Origin of the sequence: Elioraea sp. (assembly GCF_022842375.1) — a bacterium.
Lineage (GTDB): Bacteria > Pseudomonadota > Alphaproteobacteria > Acetobacterales > Acetobacteraceae > Elioraea_A.
The window spans coordinates 274,565-292,415 of record NZ_JALHPR010000003.1 but is presented as its reverse complement, the minus strand read 5'-3'; the positions used below and the strand labels follow the sequence as shown (position 1 = coordinate 292,415).

Genomic DNA, 17,851 nt, shown 5'->3' with positions numbered 1-17,851 from the left:
GAGAGACGAGGGACGATGCCCGAACTGCCAGAGGTCGAGACGGTGATGCGCGGCCTTGCCGCGAGGCTCGATGGGCGCGTTCTCGTGCGCGTCACGGCCACGCGGGCTGACCTGCGCTGGCCACTGCCGCCCGACCTCGCCAGCGCCTCCGGCCGCCGCGTGCAGGGCTTCGCGCGGCGGGCGAAGTACATGCTGATGCGCCTCGAAGGCGGCGTGACGCTGATCCTGCATCTCGGCATGAGCGGGCGGATCGTGCTGGCCCCGCCTGGCGCGAACACGCCGCCGCCCCTGCACGAGCACGTGGTGTTCGAGACCGACGATGGCTGGCGCGCCGGCTTCGTCGACCCGCGCCGCTTCGGCAGCCTAGACATGCTCGCCACCGCCGACGAGGCGTTGCATCCGCAGCTTGCCCGCCTCGGCCCCGAGCCGCTGGGCGATGATTTCACCGCCGATGTACTCTCCGCCGCGCTCGCGGGCCGGCATACGCCGATCAAGGCAGCCCTGCTCGACCAGCGTACCGTGGCGGGGCTCGGCAACATCTACGTGTGCGAGGCGCTGTTCCGTGCGGGCATCTCTCCCCGGCGGCTGGCGCATACGGTGGCCGGGGCGCGGGCCGGGCGCCTCGTGCCGGCGATCAAGGAGACGCTGGCCGAGGCGATCGCCGCTGGCGGGTCATCCTTGCGCGACTATCGCCAGGCCAATGGCGAGCTTGGCTACTTCCAGCATGCCTGGAAGGTGTATGGCCGCGGCGGCCAGGCGTGCGAACGCTGCCCCGGCCCGCCTGCCTGCCCCGGCATCGCGGTGTTCACGCAAGCCGGCCGTTCGAGCTTCTCTTGCCCCAGGACGCAGCGTTGACAAGCGCTGGGCGTTGAGTATCGCTGCTGCGCCGCAGCAAGAGGGAACACCACGATGCCCGAGCATATCCTTGTCGAGACGCGCGGGGCCGTCGGCCTCATCACGCTGAACCGGCCACAGGCGCTGAACGCGCTCTGCGACGCGCTGATGGTCGAGCTTGGCGCCGCGCTGCGCGCCTTCGATGCCGACGATGGCGTTGGCGCAATCGTGCTGACTGGCAGCGAGAAGGCCTTCGCCGCCGGGGCCGACATCAAGGAGATGAAGGACAAGTCCTTCGCCGACGTGGCCGCCGACGATTTCATCGGCAATCGCTGGGAGACGGTTCTCACCATCCGCAAGCCGGTGATCGCGGCGGTTGCAGGCTTCGCGCTCGGCGGCGGCTGCGAGCTGGCGATGATGTGCGACGTCATCCTCGCGGCCGATACGGCGAAGTTCGGCCAACCCGAGATCAATCTCGGGATCATCCCCGGCGCCGGTGGCACGCAGCGTCTGACGCGCGCCGTCGGCAAGGCCAAGGCGATGGAGATGATCCTCACCGGCCGGATGATGGATGCGGCGGAAGCCGAGCGCTCGGGCCTCGTCTCGCGCATCGTGCCGGCGGCGGAGCTTGTCGCCGAGGCGCTGAAGGTGGCGGAAAAGATCGCTGGGCTCAGCCGCCCCGTGGTCGCGATGGCGAAGGACAGCGTGAACCGCGCCTTCGAGACGACGCTGACCGAAGGCGTTCGTTTCGAGCGTCGCGTGTTCCAGTCCTGCTTCGCTCTCGCCGACCGTGTGGAAGGCATGACGGCCTTCGCCGAGAAGCGTAAGGCCGCGTTTACGCATCGCTGATCAGGCATGCATTGCCACATGCGCGCGCTCTGCGGCTTGACGCCCGCTGGGTCGGGGTGTACCTACCCGGCCCTTCGGCGCGAGAGTTCCTGCGCCGCCCTCCATTGTTGCACTGGGACGTGAGCTGACATGGCCAACACCGCATCGGCGAAGAAGCGCATCCGCCAGACCGCGCGCCGCACGGCGCGCAACCGGTCCGACATGTCGCGGCTGCGCAGCTTCATCAAGAAGGTGGAGACGGCCATCGGCGCCGGCGTCGAGGCCGATGCACGCGCCGCGCTGCAGGCGCTGCAGCCCGAGCTTGCCCGTGCAGCGACGAAGGGCCTCGTCCATAAGAACCTCGTCGCCCGCAAGCTCTCGCGCCTCTCCAAGCGCGTGAAGGCGACCGCGCCGGCGTAGAGACCGCGCCTGCCGCGTCCCTCCGATGTTCCGGGGGCGGCAGAATGTCCGTTTCGTCAGCGGACTGACCAACTCGCCCTCAAATCCCTTCAAAGACAAGGCCAAGTATAGGCCGACAATAGCTTAGGCTTTGTCTTTGATCCGTAACATCATCGCAAATAATCATTTGCTTTTGTTGCCCCCACCTTCGTAAAACAGGGGACGGCAAGGTTGCGGTCATAACGATCAGAGGTTGTATGACCGTGCACCGGGAAGCCGATCGGGGGCGCTCAGGAGAGGCGGGGCTTACGCTGGTGCGTCGTTTGGACGGAGAGCTGGGGGCCCAGTGGGCCCGCGTGCGTGGCCGGCTTCGCGACGAGGTCGGCGAGGTCGAGTACCGCACCTGGCTCAAGCAGATGACGCTCGCCGAAGCCGAGGAGGACGAGGTCACCATCGTCCTGCCGACGCGCTTCCTGCGCGATTGGGTCAGAAGCCACTACGGCGAACGGCTCAAGAGCCTCTGGGGCGCCGAGAACCCGCGCATCCGCCGCGTGACGCTCCGCATCGGTGCTGCGGCCGTGGATGGCCTGGCCGAAGAGGTGAGCCCCGTATCGCATGGCAGGCCGCCGCCGGAGACGATCGTCTCGGCCCCGCTGCCGCCGACCCGCCCCGGGGCCGGGCGCGGCGCCAATGGCCATGCAGCGCCGAACAATGGCCGCTCCGACCCGCGCGCGGATGCCGCGCGGGCCGAGTTCGCCGGCACCGTCGATCCTCGCTTCACCTTCGCGACCTTCGTCGTCGGCAAGCCGAACGAGTTCGCCTATGCCTGCGCCCGCCGCGTGGCCGAGAACGACCGCGCCCAGCCAGGGTTCAACCCGCTGTTCCTCTATGGCGGCGTCGGCCTCGGCAAGACGCACCTGATGCACGCCATCGCCTGGGCGATCCGCGAGCGCATGCCCGAGCGCGTCGTCGCCTACATGTCGGCCGAGAAGTTCATGTACCGCTTCATCTCGGCGATCCGCAGCCAGAACACCGTCGAGTTCAAGGAGCAGCTTCGCTCCGTCGACGTGCTGATGGTCGACGACCTGCAGTTCCTCATCGGCAAGGACAACACGCAGGAGGAGTTCTTCCACACCTTCAATGCGCTGGTCGATGCCGGGAAGCAGATCGTCGTCTCCGCCGACAAGAGCCCATCCGACCTCTCCGAGCTCGACGCGCGGCTGCGCACGCGGCTCGGCTGCGGCATGGTGGCCGACATCCACGCCACCACCTTCGAGCTCCGCATCGGCATCCTGCAGGCCAAGGCAGCACTCGCCGGCATGCTGGTGCCGCAGAAGGTGATGGAGTTCCTCGCCCACAAGATCACGACGAACGTCCGCGAACTCGAGGGCGCGCTGAACCGCGTCGTCGCGCATGGCCAGCTGGTCGGCCGCCCGATCACGCTCGAGAGCACCCAGGAGGTGCTGCACGACGTTCTCCGCGCACAGGATCGCCGCGTCACGATCGAGGAGATCCAGAAGCGCGTGGCCGAGCACTACAACATCCGGCTCACCGACATGTCCTCGGCCCGCCGCGCACGCGCCGTGGCACGGCCACGCCAGGTGGCGATGTATCTCGCCAAGCAGCTCACCTCGCGCTCGCTGCCGGAGATCGGCCGGAAGTTCGGCAACCGCGACCACACCACGGTGATGCACGCCTGCTCGCGCATCGCCGACCTCATGCAGCGCGACAGCGCCTTCGCCGAGGATGTTGAACTCCTCCGCCGCATGCTCGAAAGCTGAGAGACGGCCCGCGAATTCTACTGCTGCGGCCGTCTGGCTTTGGTTCCCTGCGCTTCCGGTGCTCACGGCCATAAAGGCCGCTGCGCGCCGGTTCTCTGGAACCTGCGCCATCCGACTCACAGCAGCGAATTCTCAGGCCGTCTCTCGACGGGCCGGTTCCGCGCTGAAGGGTTAGGCGACCTCGAGGACGACTTTTCCGATGGCCTTGCCGCTTTCGAGATGGGCGTGGGCGGCGGCGACGTCCTCCAGCGGGAAGCGGTGGGGGTCGAGGAGGGGGCGGAGCTTGCCGGCCTCGACCAGCCGGGCCGCCTCGGTGAGGATCGCGCCGTGGCGGTCGCGGCCAAGGCCGGTCAACATCGGTAGCAGCATGAACACCACATGCAGGCTTAACCCCTTGCCGTGCATCGGCGCGAGGTCGGCGGTGTACTGCGAGACAATGGTCACCACCTGGCCGCTCGTGCGCACGGCGGCAAAGCTCGTCGCGATGTCCTTCCCGCCCGTCGCATCGAACACCACATCGAAGCCGCGCCCGCCCGTGAGCCGCGCGACATAGGCCTCCGGCATCTCGTTGCGGTAGTCGATCGTCTCGGCAGCACCCAGCGTGCGGGCAAGCGTCGCCTTCTCGGCGCTGGAGACGGTGGCGAACACGCGCGCGCCCGCTGCCGCCGCGACCTGCAGCGCAATGTGCCCGACGCCACCGGTGCCGCCATGGATCAGCACCGTGTCTCCAGCGCCGATCCGCGCGCGGTCATGCAGCCCTTCCCAGGCGGTGATCGTCACGAGCGGCAGCGCCGCGGCCTCGCGCATCGAAAGCCCCTTCGGCGCATGCGCGATCAGTAGCGCATCGGCCGCGATCATGCCGGCATAGGCACCGGGCATGCCGCGCACGCCGCCGGCACAGCCATAGACGGCATCGCCCACCGCGAAGCCTGACACGCCATCTCCGAGTGCAACGACATGGCCCGCGAAATCGGTGCCGAGCACGGCGGGCAGCGCTGGGGCGATCGCTGGGCCATGCGTTCGCAGCTTCCAGTCGACCGGGTTGACGCTCGCCGCAGCGATCGCAACGAGCACCTCGCCCGGCCCCGCCACGGGGTCGGGCAGGGTGGCTGCCTGGAACACCTCGGGCCCGCCGAAGCGGTCAATCACCATCGCCTTCATCATCATCCTTCCTTGTCGGCGCACCATGCGCGCCGGCTACACGTGGGTGGCACCATGCACGCGATAAGCGGCCGTGTCGGCATGGCAGTTTCGCCGCCACGGAAGCAATGGCATGACTGCGCGATGCTGCCAGAGGATCTCGTGCTGTTCCTGCGCATCGCCGCCAGGCTCTCGGTCACCGCCGCCGCCGCTGATCTCGGGCTCGCGCCGGCGGTGGCGAGCAAGCGGCTCGCGCGCCTTGAACGCGCCGCCGGTGCGCGCCTCATCCACCGCACCACGCGCAGCCTCGCGCTGACCGATGACGGCGCACGGCTGCTGCCGCATGCCGAGGCAGTGGTGATCGCACTCGAACAGGCAGCGACGGCACTCGCTCCCGGCCCGCGCGGCGTCAGGGGGCGCATCGTGATCGCCGCCTCGGCAAGCTTCGGGCGGCAACATCTCGTGCCGCTCCTGCCACGGCTGATGGATGCGAATCCGGAACTGTCCGTCGCGCTCAGGCTCAGCGACACGATGGTCGATCTGGTGGCGGAAGGGATCGATCTCGCCGTGCGTGTCGCTGCCGCGATCGAACCCGGCCTCGTGGCGCGACGGCTGGCCGACAGCCGCACGGTGCTCGTTGCCTCACCCGCCTATGTCGCGCGGCGTGGCCTTCCCGCCTCGCTCGCTGCACTTGCGGGGCATGATCTCCTGGTGCTGCCCGGGCAGGCGGAATGGCGGTTCGCGACGGCTGCGGAACATGTCGTGCTGAAGCCAGCGGGGCGACCAGAGGGGCGCCTCGTGATCGACAATGGCGAGGCGCTGCGTGACGCTGCCCTCGCCGGCCTCGGCATCACCCACCAGGCGCTCTGGAACTGCGCGGAGCATCTCCGCAGCGGTGCCCTCGTTCCCGTGCTGCCCGCGCTTACGCTCGATGATGGGCGTGCCGTCTGGGCCGTCCGCCCGGGCGGTGCACCGTCACCACGCGTGCGCGCGGCGACAGCGCTGCTCGCGCATGCCTTCGCCGGCACGCCACCGTGGGAGCGTGACCTGCCAGCGGAGCTTCAGCGCCGCGCCAGCGCGATGACGTAGCGCGCCGTTTCGGTAGCGGAGGGATTCTCGAACGCGCAATCGGCCGGCGCGCCGAGGGCAAGGCAGTCACCCACCGCGAGGCTGTGCACGACGTTGCCTTCGTGGAACAGCAGCGCACCCTCGAACAGCCAGATGCACTGTCCGCGCAGCAGCGCGTACGACGCTGCCGGATAGGCGATGCGCGCCCCAGGCGGCAGGGCGGCGAGCACGAGCTCCGGGTCGGCGCCGGCTGGGGTGAGGGTGCGTCGCTTCAGCCCCGTCTCCGGGTCGCGCCAGAGCGGCTGCGCGCCCGCCCGCGCCACCCCCGCACCTGCCCCCTCGGCGCGGGCAAGCAGGGTCGAGACCGTCAGACCGAATGCGCCGGAGAGCCGGCCGAGCAGGGCTGCCGTCGGGCTCGCCTCGCCGCGCTCGACCTTGCTGATCATCGCCCGCGAGACGCCCGAGCGCTCCGCCAGAACGGCGATCGACCAGGCGCGTGCCTCGCGCTCTGCCTTCAGCCGCGCGGCGAGGGGATCCAACGCCAGGGTTGCATCTTGTATGGTGTCCATACGTCCATCATAGTAGCCATGCGATGACAACGCCACCCGTCCCTCGCCTCGGCCACAATGGCGGCCCTCCGCTGGAGGAGCCGGATCCGAACGCCTCCTGGCGCCTCTGGTGCTGGACGCGGGCGCACAGGAAGGCCTGGAAGACCCCGCCGCGCGAGATCGCGCTGCGCCGGCTTGCGCGGGCGGAGGAGTTGGGCATGACCTATCGGGACTATCAGCGCGAGATCATGGAGCGCGGCCGTTATCTCTAGGCCCGAAACACACAGCTTGCCTTAACCCCCAGGGTTGCGGTTGCTATAGTCCGTGCCCCGAGTCGGGTTCCCGCTCGGGGTTTCCGTGCCTGTCCTGACGCTGCGATCGGGTCCCTGGGGTCATCCATGAAGATCAAGGTTGAACGCTCCGCCCTCATGAAGGCGCTGTCGCACGTCCAGAACGTGGTCGAACGGCGGAACACCATCCCGATCCTCGCCAACGTGCTGATCCGCGCCAAGGAAGGCGCACTCAGCCTCGCTGCGACCGACATGGAGATCGCCGCCCTCGAGCAGGTGGCGGCAGAGGTGGTGCGCAACGGCGCGACGACCGCGCCGGCGGCCACGCTCTACGAGATCGTGCGCAAGCTGCCCGAAGGCGCGGTGATCGAGCTCGACCATCCGGGCGGCGATGCGCAGCTGGCCCTTCGCGCCGGCCGCTACGCCACCTCCCTCGTCTGCCTGCCGGTGGAGGATTTCCCCGCGTTGCAGGAAGGCACGCTGCCGCATCGGTTCCAGCTCAAGGCCGGCGTGCTGCGCGACCTGGTCGACCGCACGCGCTTTGCCATCAGCACCGAGGAGACGCGCTACTACCTCAACGGCATCTATCTCCACGTCGCCGAGAGCGAGGGCGCGCCAGTGCTGCGGGCCGTCGCGACCGATGGGCACCGCCTCGCGCGGGTCGAGGAGGACCTGCCCGACGGTGCCGCCGGCATGCCGGGCGTGATCGTGCCGCGCAAGGCGGTGCTCGAGCTCCGCAAGCTGCTCGATGACGTGCCGGGCCAGGACCTGGTCGAGATCGCCTTGTCCGACACCAAGATCCGCTTCCAGTTCGGCACCGTGACGCTGACCTCCAAGCTGATCGACGGCACCTTCCCCGACTATGACCGCGTGATCCCCAAGGACAACGACAAGCTTCTCCGCATCGCCAAGAAGGATTTCGCCGAAGCGGTCGACCGCGTGGCGGCGATCAGCTCCGAGCGTTCGCGCCCGGTCAAGATGGCCATCGCCAAGCAGGGCCTCACCCTCTCCGCCGCCAGCCCCGAGCAGGGAACGGCCGAGGAGCAGATCGACGCCGACAAGCTGGAATACGACAGCGGCCCGATGGAGATCGGCTTCCAGGCCCGCTATCTCCGCGACATCACCGACCAGATGGCCGACAGCGTGCGCGTGGAGTTCAAGTTCCACGACGGTGCGGCGCCGACGCTGATCCGCGCCGAGGGCGACCCGCGCGCGGTGTATGTCCTGATGCCCATGCGCGTCTGAGGGAGCCTCCGCGAATCCTACTGCCGTGGCCGCCCCACTCTGGTTTTTGGGCCGGCGGGTTTCTGCGCTTCCGGTGCTCACGGGCCTTGAGCCCGCTGCGCGCCGGTTCTCGAAACCCTTGGCATCCGACTCACGGCAGCGACGTCTCGAACGCTCCCGCGCGCGCGCCTCTCCCAGGCCGGAGGTCGGAACGGTGCTGCCGACATGACGCCCCTTCCGCCGCTGGCGCTGACGCGGCTCACCCTCACGCGCTTCCGCTCCTACCAGAGCCTCGACCTCGCCACGGCGGCACCCGTCGTCGTGCTCACCGGGGAGAACGGCGCGGGCAAGACCAACCTCCTGGAGGCGATCAGCCTCCTCGTGCCTGGCCGCGGCCTCAGAGCGGCGCGCATCGGCGAGCTTGGCCACCGCGGCCCCGGCGACGCCGCCGGCGCGCCATGGGCCGTCGCGGGGCGGTTCGTCACGCCGCTGGGGCCGCTTGTCCTCGGCACGGGCATCGAGGAAGCGGGCGCGACGCGCCGCAGCTTCCGCCTCGACGGGGCTCCACCGCGCACCCAGGCCGAGATCGCCGCACGCGTGGCCGCGGTCTGGCTCACCCCGCAGATGGACCGGCTGTTCCAGGAGGGGGCGGGGGCCCGGCGCCGCTTCCTCGACCGCCTCGTCTGGGCGCTCGAGCCGGCGCATGCGCGCGAGGTGGCCGCCTACGACACGGCGATGGCCGAGCGCAACCGCCTGCTCGCCGAGGGCAGGGCCGGCGGGCGGGTCGACCAGGCCTGGCTCGCCGCGCTCGAGGATGCGATGGCGCGGCATGGCGTCGCCGTCGCCGCCGCGCGGCGGATGCTGGTGGCTCGGCTCAACGCGGCACTGGCCGATGGCATCGCGGGCGCGTTCCCAGCCGCCGTCGCGGGCGTCGACTGCACGCTCGACGCAGCGCTGGCCGAAGGCCCCGCCCTGGCGGCTGAGGAAGGGTTCCGCGCGGCGCTGGCCGCCGGGCGCGGCATCGATGCCGCCGCGGGCGGGGCGCGGCAGGGCCCGCACAGGGCCGACCTGCTGCTCACCCACGCGCCCAAGGGGCTCGCCGCGGCGCTGTGCTCCACCGGCGAGCAGAAGGCGCTGCTGGTCGGCATCGTGCTCGCGCATGCGGCGCTGATCGCCGCCGCGCGCGGGGCGGCGCCGATCCTGCTGCTCGACGAGGTGGCGGCCCACCTCGATGCCACCCGCCGCGAGGCGCTGTTTGCCGCACTTCCCGGCCTCTCCGCCCAGGTGTTCCTGACAGGGACGGATCGGGGCGTGTTCGCCTCCCTCGCGCCGTCGACGCTCTGGCTTTCGGTGCGGCCGGGCGGGGCGGTGGGCGATGCTTTCGGCGCTGCCCAAGGGCCCTTATCCGGGGTATAATCACCGGTCACGTCGATTCTGCGGAAAACCAAGGACTATCAAGCACATGACCGACCCTGCGCGGACCCTTCAGGAAGCTGCCGGGGATGCCTATGACGCCGCCTCGATCGGCGTTCTCCGGGGCCTCGATGCCGTCCGCAAGCGACCGGGCATGTATATCGGCGACACCGATGACGGCTCCGGCCTGCACCACATGGTGTTCGAGGTCGTCGACAACGCGGTCGACGAGGCGCTCGCCGGCCACGCCAGCCGCGTGACGGTGATGCTGAACGGCGACGGCTCCGTCACCGTGGCCGATGATGGCCGCGGCATCCCGACCGACCTTCACCCCGAGGAGGGGGTGAGCGCGGTCGAGGTGGTGATGACCAAGCTGCATGCTGGCGGCAAGTTCAACCAGAACAGCTACAAGGTGTCGGGCGGGCTGCACGGTGTGGGCGTGTCAGTCGTCAACGCCCTGTCGGATTGGCTCGAGGTGCGCGTCTGGCGCAACGGGGCCGAGCACATGATGCGGTTCATCAATGGTGGCGCGCCTGCCGGCCCGCTGACCGTCGTCGGCAGGGCGGAGCCCGCCACGCGCACCGGCACGCAGGTGACGTTCCTGCCGTCGCCCTCGGTGTTCACGAAAACCGAATACGACGCCGCGGTGCTCGAGCGCCGGCTGCGCGAGCTTGCCTTCCTCAATTCAGGCGTGGCGATCGTGCTGACCGATGCGCGCCACGTGCCACCCGTGACGCACGAGCTCCGCTACGACGGCGGTCTGGTTGCATTCCAGCAATGGCTCGATCGCGGAAAGACCGCGCTGTTCTCCCCGCCCATCGGCAGCAAGGCGGAGCGTGACGGCATCACGGTGGAGCTCGCCCTCTCGTGGAACGACAGCTACCACGAGACGATGCTGTGCTTCACCAACAACATCCCCCAGCGCGACGGCGGCACGCATCTCGCGGGCTTCCGCGCGGGGCTGACGCGCACCGTCAACCGCGTGGCGAACGAGGTGCTGTCGAAGAAGGACAAGATCGAGATCACCGCGGACGACATGCGCGAAGGCCTCACGGCCGTGCTGTCGGTGAAGGTTCCGGATCCGAAATTCTCCTCGCAGACCAAGGACAAGCTGGTCTCGTCAGAGGTGCAGCCGGTGGTGCAGGCGCTCGTCTCCGATGCGCTGTCGCACTGGTTCGAGACGCATCCGGCCGAGACAAAGCGCATCCTCGGCAAGATGGCGGAAGCCGCCCTCGCGCGCGAAGCGGCCCGCAAGGCCCGTGACCTGACGCGCCGCAAGGGCGTGCTCGATATCTCGTCGCTCCCCGGCAAGCTCGCCGACTGCCAGGAGCGTGACCCTGCGAAGAGCGAGCTGTTCATCGTCGAGGGCGACAGCGCCGGCGGCTCTGCCAAGCAGGGAAGGAACCGCGCCAACCAGGCGATCCTGCCGCTCAAGGGCAAGATCCTGAATGTCGAGCGTGCGCGGTTCGACAAGATGCTCGGCTCCGCCGAGATCGGCACGCTCGTCACCGCGCTCGGCACCGGCATCGGCCGCGGCGATCCTTCCGAGGGCGGGTTCGACCTCGCCAAGCTCCGCTACCACCGCATCGTCATCATGACCGACGCCGATGTCGACGGCTCGCACATCCGCACGCTGCTGCTCACCTTCTTCTTCCGCCAGATGCCGGAGGTGATCGAGCGCGGGCACCTCTACATCGCCCAGCCGCCACTGTTCCGCGCCAAGCGCGGCAGCGAGGACCGGTATTTGAAGGACGAGCGGTCGCTGGAAGGGTTCCTCCTCGACCGCGCTCTCGAGAACGCCTCGCTCGCGCCCGAGGGTGGCGCGACGTTGACGTCAGGCCCGTTGCGCATCGCCGTCGATCGCGCGCGTGGCCAGCGCGCGCTGCTCCAGCGCATGACCGCTGCCGCCCCCGTTGCGGTGCTGGAACAGGCGGCGATCGCAGGCGCCCTCTCGCGCGACCTGCTGCTCGACATGGGCCGTGCGGGTGAGCTTGCCGGCCTGGTCGCCCGGCGCCTCGACGCCGAGGCGCGCCCGACCGACCGTGGCTGGACCGGCGTTGCCGAGGGCGGCCGGGTGATCTTCGCCCGCACGCTGCGGGGTGTGACCGAGCGCTACGTGCTCGACGAGGCGCTGCTGAACAGCACCGAGGCGCGCCGCCTCGACGATCAGGCGACCGAGCTCGCCGCGAACTGGACGAAGCCCGCGACGTGGCGTGTCGGCGAGGCCGTGCGAGCGGTGTCAGGCCCCGTGGCGTTGACCGAGACGGTGATCGACCAGGGCCGCAAGGGGCTGACCATCCAGCGCTTCAAGGGCCTGGGCGAGATGAACCCGGAGCAGCTCTGGGACACGACGCTCGACCCCGCGCATCGCTCGCTGCTGCAGGTGCGCGTTGGTGCTGCCGAGGAGGCGGGCGAGATCTTCGCGACGCTGATGGGCGACGTGGTGGAGCCGCGGCGCGAGTTCATCGTGGAGAACGCGCTGAAGGTGGCGAACCTGGACGTGTGAGCGTGCCGGCCGTCATCCGCACGGCGCTGCCGGCCGAGGAACAAGCCGCCTCGGCCGTGCTGCGCGAGGCGTTCACGCCCTACGCCCGCGCACTCGGCCGCGAGATCACGCCTGAGGCCTTCGCACGGCTTGCCGGCGCCATCGCGCGCGGTGATGTGCGCGTGGCCGTCGAGGGCGATGCGATCCTCGGGTTGATGACGCTCAAGCACGACGATGGGTGGCTCGAGGTCGACCAGCTTGCTGTTGCGCACGCGCACCAGAAGCGCGGTATTGGCCGCGCGCTGCTGGCCGATGCCGAGACCATCGCCCGGGCGGCAGGCGTCGCCACGCTGCGGCTGCACACGGCGGCGATGTTCGGCCATCTGCTGCAGCTCTACGCGAGCGCTGGCTATGTCGAGACCCACCGCGCTCCGCCACCGCATGGCGCCGATGCATATCCCCGCGTGTTCTTCGAGAAGAATCTCTAACACCCTTCCCCATCTGCCACCGCAGGTCGATTGACAGAACGAATACCTAACGAAATGATTGCAAGCGGGGCGGGCTGCATCGAACGCGCCGCAGGTGGGGGGACGTCATGAAGCTCGCAACACGTGTGGGACTGGCCGCGCTCGGCGCCATCGCGATCGCGCCTGCCGTGCAGGCAGCGCCGCTGCTGACGATGAGCTACAGCATCGGCTCCCTCTCCCGCGCCATCCAGTTCATGGGCGACGGCTCGGTGCTGATCGCCTGCGACGGATCGGTGCTGGTGGCCTGCGACGGTTCCGTCACCCCTGTGCCGGGAGCGTCCTTCCGTACCCTCGGCGACGGATCGGTGCGCGCAGTGACGCCGATCGCCCTGCTCGGCGATGGCTCCGTCAGGCTCGGCGACGGCTCGGTGATCCCGGCCGACGTGGATGGCATCAGCCTGGCGAGCCTCGCATTCAGCCCCAACCCATTCATCGAGGCGGCACTTGGGATCACCGACGCCGGTGCGGCGACCACGTTTCTCGTCACCTTCGGCGGGCCGCTCGCCCTCGGTGCGAACGCCTTCACCTATGGCCTGACGGGCACCGCGACGCTGGCTGATGCGACGGGTGACGGCACCTCGATGGGCGCCCAATCGCAGTTCGGCCTTCCAGCGGGGCTGATTGCCGGCGCGGTCGATGGCGTCGGCGTTGCCTCGATCGGCGCCTCGCTCAACGGCGCGGGCACCACCCCGCTCACGCCTGCGTCCGGCGACGGGACATGCGTCACCTGCACCTTCCAGACGCTCGCGTTCGGCTTCGCGGCCAGCGGCAACGGCGATCAGTATACGCTGACAGGGCGGTTCGACATCGAGGCGGCAACCGCCGTTCCCGCACCCGCGCCGCTCGGCCTCCTCGCGACGGGCCTCGTCCTGCTCGGCCTCATGCGCCGCCGCGGCTGAGGCTCACGCCCGCGCGGCGATGTCGCGGCGGCAGAACCCCTCCGGCCACGCCACGCGATCAACCGCCGCGTAGGCCGCCGCGCGCGCCTCGGCCACCGTCGCACCCCGCGCGGCGATGCCGAGCACGCGGCCGCCATCGGCGACGATGCTGTCATCGACACGTTTCGTTCCCGCATGGAAAACGCGCGCGCCAGGCATCGCGGCGGCATCGTCCAGCCCGCCGATCACGCTGCCCTTCGCATACGCGCCCGGATAGCCGCGCGCTGCCATGACGATGACGACCGATGCCTCCGCCCGCATCTGGACCGATGCGGTGTCGAGACGACCCTGCGCGCACGCATCGAGTGCCGCCAGCACATCACCCTCCGCCCGCAGCATCAGCGCCTGGCATTCGGGGTCGCCGAACCTCACGTTGAATTCGATCAGCTTCGGGCCATCGGCGGTCAGCATCAGCCCGCAGAAGAGAACGCCGCGGAACGGCGTGCCGCGTGCGGCCATCGCGGCAAGGGTGGGGCGGACGATGCGGGACATCACCTCGTCCTCCAGCGCCGGCGTGAACATCGCGGGCGGCGAGTACGCGCCCATGCCGCCGGTATTCGGCCCCGTATCGCCCTCGCCCACGCGCTTGTGGTCCTGCGCCGCGCCGAAGGGGATCGCGCGCTCGCCGTCACACAGTGCGAAGAAGCTCACCTCCTCGCCGACCAGGCACTCCTCGATCACCACGCGCGCACCGGCCGTGCCGTGCGCGCGATCGGTCATCATCGCAACGATCGCGGCTTCCGCCTCCGACAGGGTCGCCGCGACCACGACGCCCTTGCCGGCGGCGAGCCCATCGGCCTTCACCACGATCGGCGCACCCACCGCGCGCACATGGGCGAGGGCCGAGGCTGCGTCATCGAACGTGGCGGCGGCGGCCGTCGGCACGTCGGCCTCGGCGCAGATCGTCTTGGTGAAGGCCTTGCTGCCCTCGAGCTGTGCTGCCGCTGCCGAAGGTCCGAAGCAGGCAATGCCGGCGGCCGTGCAGGCATCGGCCAGCCCTGCGACCAGCGGCGCCTCCGGCCCCACCACCACGAGGTCGACCGCATGTTCGCGCGCGAAGGCGACGAGGCCCGTGACGTCATCGGCTGCGATCGGCACGGTGGCCGCGATGTCGGCGATGCCTGCATTGCCTGGCGCGCACCAGAGCATGGACAGTGCCGGCGAGGTGGCGATCGCCTCCGCCAGCGCGTGTTCCCGCCCACCGCCGCCGACCAGCAGAACACGCATGCCGCACCATCCCTCGCTTAACCTCTGCGGGCGGATCGCATAGGATCGGCGCGCATGCAAGAGACGGCACCCCCAGCGCCCGCCGAGCGCCCGAACATCCCCGAATTCTCGGTCGGCGAGATCGCGGGCGCGATCAAGCGCGCGCTGGAGGACAGGTTCGGCCGCGTGCGCGTGCGCGGCGAGATCACCGAGTGCAAGCGCTACCCCTCCGGCCACATCTATCTGTCGCTGAAGGACGAGAACGCCAAGCTCGCCGCCGTGATCTGGAAATCTGCCGTGCCGCGTCTCGGCCTCGACCCCGAGAACGGCGTCGAGGTCATCGCCACAGGCAAGCTCACCACCTACGCAGACCGGTCGTCGTACCAGCTGCAGATCGACCGGCTGGAATATGCCGGCGCCGGTGCGCTGCTCGCGCGCATCGAGATGCTGAAGCAGCGCCTTGCCGCCGAGGGGCTGTTCGCGGTCGAGCGCAAGCGCGCGATCCCGCGCCTGCCTGCCGTCATCGGCGTCGTCACGTCGCCGCGCGGTGCGGTGATCCGCGACATCCTGCATCGCCTCGCCGAACGCTTCCCGCGCCACGTTCTGGTGTGGCCCGTGGCGGTTCAGGGCCAGGGCGCTGCGGAGCAGGTGGCGGCGGCGATCGCGGGGTTCAACGCGATCGCGCCAGGCGGGCCCGTGCCGCGGCCTGACGTGATCATCGTCGCGCGCGGCGGCGGCTCGCTCGAGGACCTGATGGCCTTCAACGAGGAGGCGGTGGTGCGTGCGGCGGCGGCCTCCGCCATTCCGCTGATCAGCGCTGTCGGGCACGAGACCGACACGACGCTGATCGATCTTGCCGCCGACCTTCGCGCACCGACGCCGACGGCTGCGGCGGAACTCGCCGTTCCCGTGCGGCTCGACATGCTGCGCGAGATCAAGGGCCTCGACGCGCGGCTGACGGGCGGGCTTGCGCGCGCGATGAACGATCGGCGGCTCCGCCTCGAACGCGCCGCACGCGCGATCCCCGACCTGCCCTCGCTCCTCGCCACCGCGCGGCAGCGGCTCGATGACCGCGGCTTCCGCCTCGCCGCCGCGCTGCCCGGCTTCGTGCAGCGGCGGCGACTTGCCCTCTCGACGCTCAGCGGCCGCCTGCCGCATCCGCGCGAAGGGGTGGCGGCGCGGCGGAATGCGCTGTCGCTGCTCGCCCAGCGCCTGCCTGCCGCCCTCGCCGCACTGGCGCAGCGCCGGCACACATCCCTCGCGCGCGTGCGCCTGTCCGACCAGCCACTGCGCGCGGCACTCGCGCAAGGCCGCACGCGGCTCGATGCGCTCTCGGCACGGCTCGAGGGGGCCTCGTACGCGGCGGTGCTGTCGCGCGGCTTCGCGCTCGTCACCGATGCCGATGGCACGGCCGTCACGGCAGCATCCTCCGTCACGCCCGGTGCGCGCCTCGGCTTGCGTTTCGCCGATGGAACGGTACGCGTGGCCGCCGAGGGAGCTGCCCGCAAGCCGGCACCGAAACCGACGCAAGGGAGCCTGCTGTGACGCTTCTCTCCCGCCGTGGCGTGCTCGGCTGCGCGCTCTGCCTCGTCGCGGCGCGCGAGGCACGTGCGCTCTCCTGGACAGGCCCGGTCGCGCAGGGCGGGTTCGTCTCGGGCCGCGCCGAGCCTGGCACGCGCCTCGCGCTTGACGGAACGGCGGTGCGCGTCGGACGTGGCGGCGAGTTCGCGTTCGGCTTCGGCCGCGATGCGAAGCCCGACAGCGTGCTGTCGATCACCCCGCCGGGCGGCAAGGCGGAGGCGCGGAAGCTTTCGGTCGAGAAGCGCGCTTGGCTCGAACAGCCGATCACCGGCCTTCCGCCAGCGATGGTGACACCGCCGCCGGAGACGCTCGAGCGCATCGGCCGCGAGCGCGAGGCGGTGCGCGCCGCACGCCGGCACGACACGCCCGAGCCGCTCTTCGCCACGGGTTTCATGTGGCCGGCGACGGGGCGGATCTCGGGCGTGTTCGGCTCACGCCGCATCCTGAACGGTGAGCCGCGCGCACCGCATCTCGGCGTCGATGTCGCCCGCCCCACAGGCACGCCGGTCGCTGCCGCGGCACCGGGCATCGTGCGGCTGGCGGAGGCGGATCTCTATTTCCAGGGCGGAACGGTCATCCTCGATCACGGCCACGGCGTGTCCTCCTCCTACCTCCACCTGTCGCGGATCGACGTCCGCGTCGGCCAGCGCGTGGCGCGGGGAGAGACGATCGCGGCGATCGGCGCGACGGGGCGGGTGACGGGGCCGCATCTTCACTTCGAGATCGGCTGGCTCGGCACGCCGGTCGACCCGCAGACGGCGCTGCCGCCGATGCCGGAGTCATGAGCCGGGGGATGACCATGCAAGGGAGCGGAACGTGAGCCAGGCCAAGGAATTCCATAAGCTCGCCAACGAGGCCGACGGACTGTTCCGCGAGCTCGCCCCCGGCGTGACGACGCGCATCTTCGCCGGCGAACAGGCGATGCTCTCGGTCGTGACCATCGCGCCGAACACCGAGGGGAAGGTGCACCACCACCCGGAGGAGCAGTGGGGCGTCCTGCTCGAAGGCTCCGCGATCCGCATCCAGGGCGGCGAGGAAATCGCGGTGACGAAGGGCGATTTCTGGCGCACGCCGGGCGGGGTGCCGCACACGATGCGCGCGGGGCCGGAGGGCGCGAAGGTGCTCGACATCTTCAGCCCGCCACGGCCCGAGTATCGCGTTGCGGGCAAGGGGTTCGGCGACGGCTGAGGCGCGCCCGACCACGCGCGGGGGTCTTCCGCGCGTCGCGCGGTGACGGTGGAAGCGAGCGGTTAACCCGTCGTCGGTAGCCTCCGCAGATGATCGACCTCCGAACCGTTGCGCTTCCTGCGGCGCTGGTCGCCGTCTCGCTGCTTGCGTCCGCCGCTATCGCGCTGCGGCCCGTTCCCGGCGCGCCCTTGCTCGCGTTCTTCACCGATGGCGCCGCCCCGCTGCACGCCGTCGCCGCGGGCGGCCTGCCTGTCATCGAAGGGCCGTTCGGGTCCGTGCTCGTGCGCGGCGACGATCCTGCGCTTGCCGCCAGGCTTGCCGCTTCGGGTGCGTGGCTCGTCCTGCGCGCCGATGCGCTCCTGGGCTGTGCCGTCCTGTTTTTCCCTGCCAGAGGATGACCG

18 protein-coding genes are annotated in these 17,851 nt (G+C 70.3%); 15 read left to right on the top strand and 3 right to left on the bottom strand.

Annotated elements, in window-relative coordinates; genetic code table 11:
* Positions 1-15: 15 nt before the first annotated feature.
* The 4 genes from mutM to dnaA all read left to right on the top strand — a co-directional run bounded on the left by mutM (position 16) and on the right by dnaA (position 3,842).
* On the top strand, positions 16-855 hold the full coding sequence (mutM, locus tag Q0C38_RS04810) for a bifunctional DNA-formamidopyrimidine glycosylase/DNA-(apurinic or apyrimidinic site) lyase (RefSeq protein WP_291295925.1): 840 nt from the start codon (positions 16-18) through the stop codon (positions 853-855).
* 54 nt (positions 856-909) lie between these two features.
* Positions 910-1,683 (top strand): enoyl-CoA hydratase, encoded by a 774-nt coding sequence (locus Q0C38_RS04805; protein WP_291295924.1) that lies wholly within the window; start codon positions 910-912, stop codon positions 1,681-1,683.
* 129 nt (positions 1,684-1,812) lie between these two features.
* The gene (rpsT, locus tag Q0C38_RS04800) at positions 1,813-2,082 is read left to right on the top strand and encodes a 30S ribosomal protein S20 (RefSeq protein WP_291295923.1); all 270 of its coding nucleotides are present in this window, start codon (positions 1,813-1,815) and stop codon (positions 2,080-2,082) included.
* A 236-nt stretch (positions 2,083-2,318) separates the two neighbouring features.
* Positions 2,319-3,842 (top strand): chromosomal replication initiator protein DnaA, encoded by a 1,524-nt coding sequence (gene dnaA / locus Q0C38_RS04795; protein WP_408870003.1) that lies wholly within the window; start codon positions 2,319-2,321, stop codon positions 3,840-3,842.
* Positions 3,843-4,013: 171 nt separating this feature from the next.
* On the opposite strand, the gene Q0C38_RS04790 is transcribed toward dnaA, so the two are convergent.
* The gene (locus Q0C38_RS04790; protein ID WP_291295922.1) at positions 4,014-5,006 is read right to left on the bottom strand and encodes a zinc-dependent alcohol dehydrogenase family protein; all 993 of its coding nucleotides are present in this window, start codon (positions 5,004-5,006) and stop codon (positions 4,014-4,016) included.
* 78 nt (positions 5,007-5,084) lie between these two features.
* On the opposite strand from Q0C38_RS04790, the gene Q0C38_RS04785 reads away from it, so the two are divergent.
* Positions 5,085-6,071, top strand: coding sequence for a LysR family transcriptional regulator (locus Q0C38_RS04785; protein WP_291295921.1), 987 nt, complete (start codon positions 5,085-5,087; stop codon positions 6,069-6,071).
* Here the strand turns inward: Q0C38_RS04785 and Q0C38_RS04780 are convergent.
* Positions 6,044-6,589 (bottom strand): XRE family transcriptional regulator, encoded by a 546-nt coding sequence (locus tag Q0C38_RS04780; protein ID WP_291295920.1) that lies wholly within the window; start codon positions 6,587-6,589, stop codon positions 6,044-6,046. The genes Q0C38_RS04785 and Q0C38_RS04780 overlap by 28 nt on opposite strands.
* Positions 6,590-6,642: 53 nt before the next feature.
* Between Q0C38_RS04780 and Q0C38_RS04775 the strand changes: the two genes are divergently transcribed.
* From Q0C38_RS04775 to Q0C38_RS04750, 6 genes are all read left to right on the top strand, one after another.
* Positions 6,643-6,870, top strand: a complete 228-nt coding sequence (locus Q0C38_RS04775; RefSeq protein WP_291295919.1) for a hypothetical protein — start codon at positions 6,643-6,645, stop codon at positions 6,868-6,870.
* A gap of 126 nt (positions 6,871-6,996) precedes the next feature.
* Positions 6,997-8,133 carry a DNA polymerase III subunit beta gene (dnaN, locus tag Q0C38_RS04770; protein ID WP_291295918.1) on the top strand — a complete coding sequence of 379 codons (1,137 nt, stop codon included), beginning with the start codon at positions 6,997-6,999 and terminating at the stop codon, positions 8,131-8,133.
* A 204-nt stretch (positions 8,134-8,337) separates the two neighbouring features.
* Positions 8,338-9,528, top strand: coding sequence for a DNA replication/repair protein RecF (recF, locus tag Q0C38_RS04765; protein WP_291295917.1), 1,191 nt, complete (start codon positions 8,338-8,340; stop codon positions 9,526-9,528).
* 46 nt (positions 9,529-9,574) lie between these two features.
* Positions 9,575-12,031 (top strand): DNA topoisomerase (ATP-hydrolyzing) subunit B, encoded by a 2,457-nt coding sequence (gene gyrB / locus Q0C38_RS04760; protein ID WP_291295916.1) that lies wholly within the window; start codon positions 9,575-9,577, stop codon positions 12,029-12,031.
* Between the two features lie 2 nt (positions 12,032-12,033).
* The gene (locus tag Q0C38_RS04755) at positions 12,034-12,498 is read left to right on the top strand and encodes a GNAT family N-acetyltransferase (protein WP_291295915.1); all 465 of its coding nucleotides are present in this window, start codon (positions 12,034-12,036) and stop codon (positions 12,496-12,498) included.
* 107 nt (positions 12,499-12,605) lie between these two features.
* Positions 12,606-13,436 carry a hypothetical protein gene (locus Q0C38_RS04750; RefSeq protein WP_291295914.1) on the top strand — a complete coding sequence of 277 codons (831 nt, stop codon included), beginning with the start codon at positions 12,606-12,608 and terminating at the stop codon, positions 13,434-13,436.
* A 3-nt stretch (positions 13,437-13,439) separates the two neighbouring features.
* Here Q0C38_RS04750 and purD read toward each other — a convergent pair whose 3' ends face one another.
* A complete protein-coding gene (purD, locus tag Q0C38_RS04745; protein WP_291295913.1) occupies positions 13,440-14,702 on the bottom strand; it encodes a phosphoribosylamine--glycine ligase in 1,263 nt (420 codons plus the stop codon).
* Positions 14,703-14,756: 54 nt separating this feature from the next.
* Between purD and xseA the strand changes: the two genes are divergently transcribed.
* The 4 genes from xseA to Q0C38_RS04725 all read left to right on the top strand — a co-directional run bounded on the left by xseA (position 14,757) and on the right by Q0C38_RS04725 (position 17,848).
* Complete coding sequence (gene xseA, locus Q0C38_RS04740) at positions 14,757-16,226, top strand: exodeoxyribonuclease VII large subunit (RefSeq protein WP_291295912.1); 1,470 nt, start codon at positions 14,757-14,759, stop codon at positions 16,224-16,226.
* Positions 16,223-17,047: a M23 family metallopeptidase gene (locus tag Q0C38_RS04735; protein WP_291295911.1), complete on the top strand. Its 825-nt coding sequence runs from the start codon at positions 16,223-16,225 to the stop codon at positions 17,045-17,047. Before xseA ends, Q0C38_RS04735 begins: the two co-directional genes overlap by 4 nt.
* A gap of 31 nt (positions 17,048-17,078) precedes the next feature.
* The gene (locus Q0C38_RS04730) at positions 17,079-17,450 is read left to right on the top strand and encodes a cupin domain-containing protein (RefSeq protein ID WP_291295910.1); all 372 of its coding nucleotides are present in this window, start codon (positions 17,079-17,081) and stop codon (positions 17,448-17,450) included.
* Between the two features lie 89 nt (positions 17,451-17,539).
* The gene (locus Q0C38_RS04725; RefSeq protein ID WP_291295909.1) at positions 17,540-17,848 is read left to right on the top strand and encodes a hypothetical protein; all 309 of its coding nucleotides are present in this window, start codon (positions 17,540-17,542) and stop codon (positions 17,846-17,848) included.
* Positions 17,849-17,851 lie beyond the last annotated feature (3 nt).

Coding starts and splice junctions, on each gene's coding strand:
- Q0C38_RS04805 (WP_291295924.1), top strand. CDS start 910: ATGCCCGAGCATATCCTTGTCGAGACGCGCGGGGCCGTCGGCCTCATC.
- dnaN (WP_291295918.1), top strand. CDS start 6,997: ATGAAGATCAAGGTTGAACGCTCCGCCCTCATGAAGGCGCTGTCGCAC.
- Q0C38_RS04785 (WP_291295921.1), top strand. CDS start 5,085: ATGGCAGTTTCGCCGCCACGGAAGCAATGGCATGACTGCGCGATGCTG.
- Q0C38_RS04790 (WP_291295922.1), bottom strand. CDS start 5,006: ATGATGAAGGCGATGGTGATTGACCGCTTCGGCGGGCCCGAGGTGTTC.
- mutM (WP_291295925.1), top strand. CDS start 16: ATGCCCGAACTGCCAGAGGTCGAGACGGTGATGCGCGGCCTTGCCGCG.
- dnaA (WP_408870003.1), top strand. CDS start 2,319: ATGACCGTGCACCGGGAAGCCGATCGGGGGCGCTCAGGAGAGGCGGGG.
- xseA (WP_291295912.1), top strand. CDS start 14,757: ATGCAAGAGACGGCACCCCCAGCGCCCGCCGAGCGCCCGAACATCCCC.
- Q0C38_RS04725 (WP_291295909.1), top strand. CDS start 17,540: ATGATCGACCTCCGAACCGTTGCGCTTCCTGCGGCGCTGGTCGCCGTC.
- recF (WP_291295917.1), top strand. CDS start 8,338: ATGACGCCCCTTCCGCCGCTGGCGCTGACGCGGCTCACCCTCACGCGC.
- Q0C38_RS04750 (WP_291295914.1), top strand. CDS start 12,606: ATGAAGCTCGCAACACGTGTGGGACTGGCCGCGCTCGGCGCCATCGCG.
- purD (WP_291295913.1), bottom strand. CDS start 14,702: ATGCGTGTTCTGCTGGTCGGCGGCGGTGGGCGGGAACACGCGCTGGCG.
- gyrB (WP_291295916.1), top strand. CDS start 9,575: ATGACCGACCCTGCGCGGACCCTTCAGGAAGCTGCCGGGGATGCCTAT.
- Q0C38_RS04775 (WP_291295919.1), top strand. CDS start 6,643: ATGACAACGCCACCCGTCCCTCGCCTCGGCCACAATGGCGGCCCTCCG.
- rpsT (WP_291295923.1), top strand. CDS start 1,813: ATGGCCAACACCGCATCGGCGAAGAAGCGCATCCGCCAGACCGCGCGC.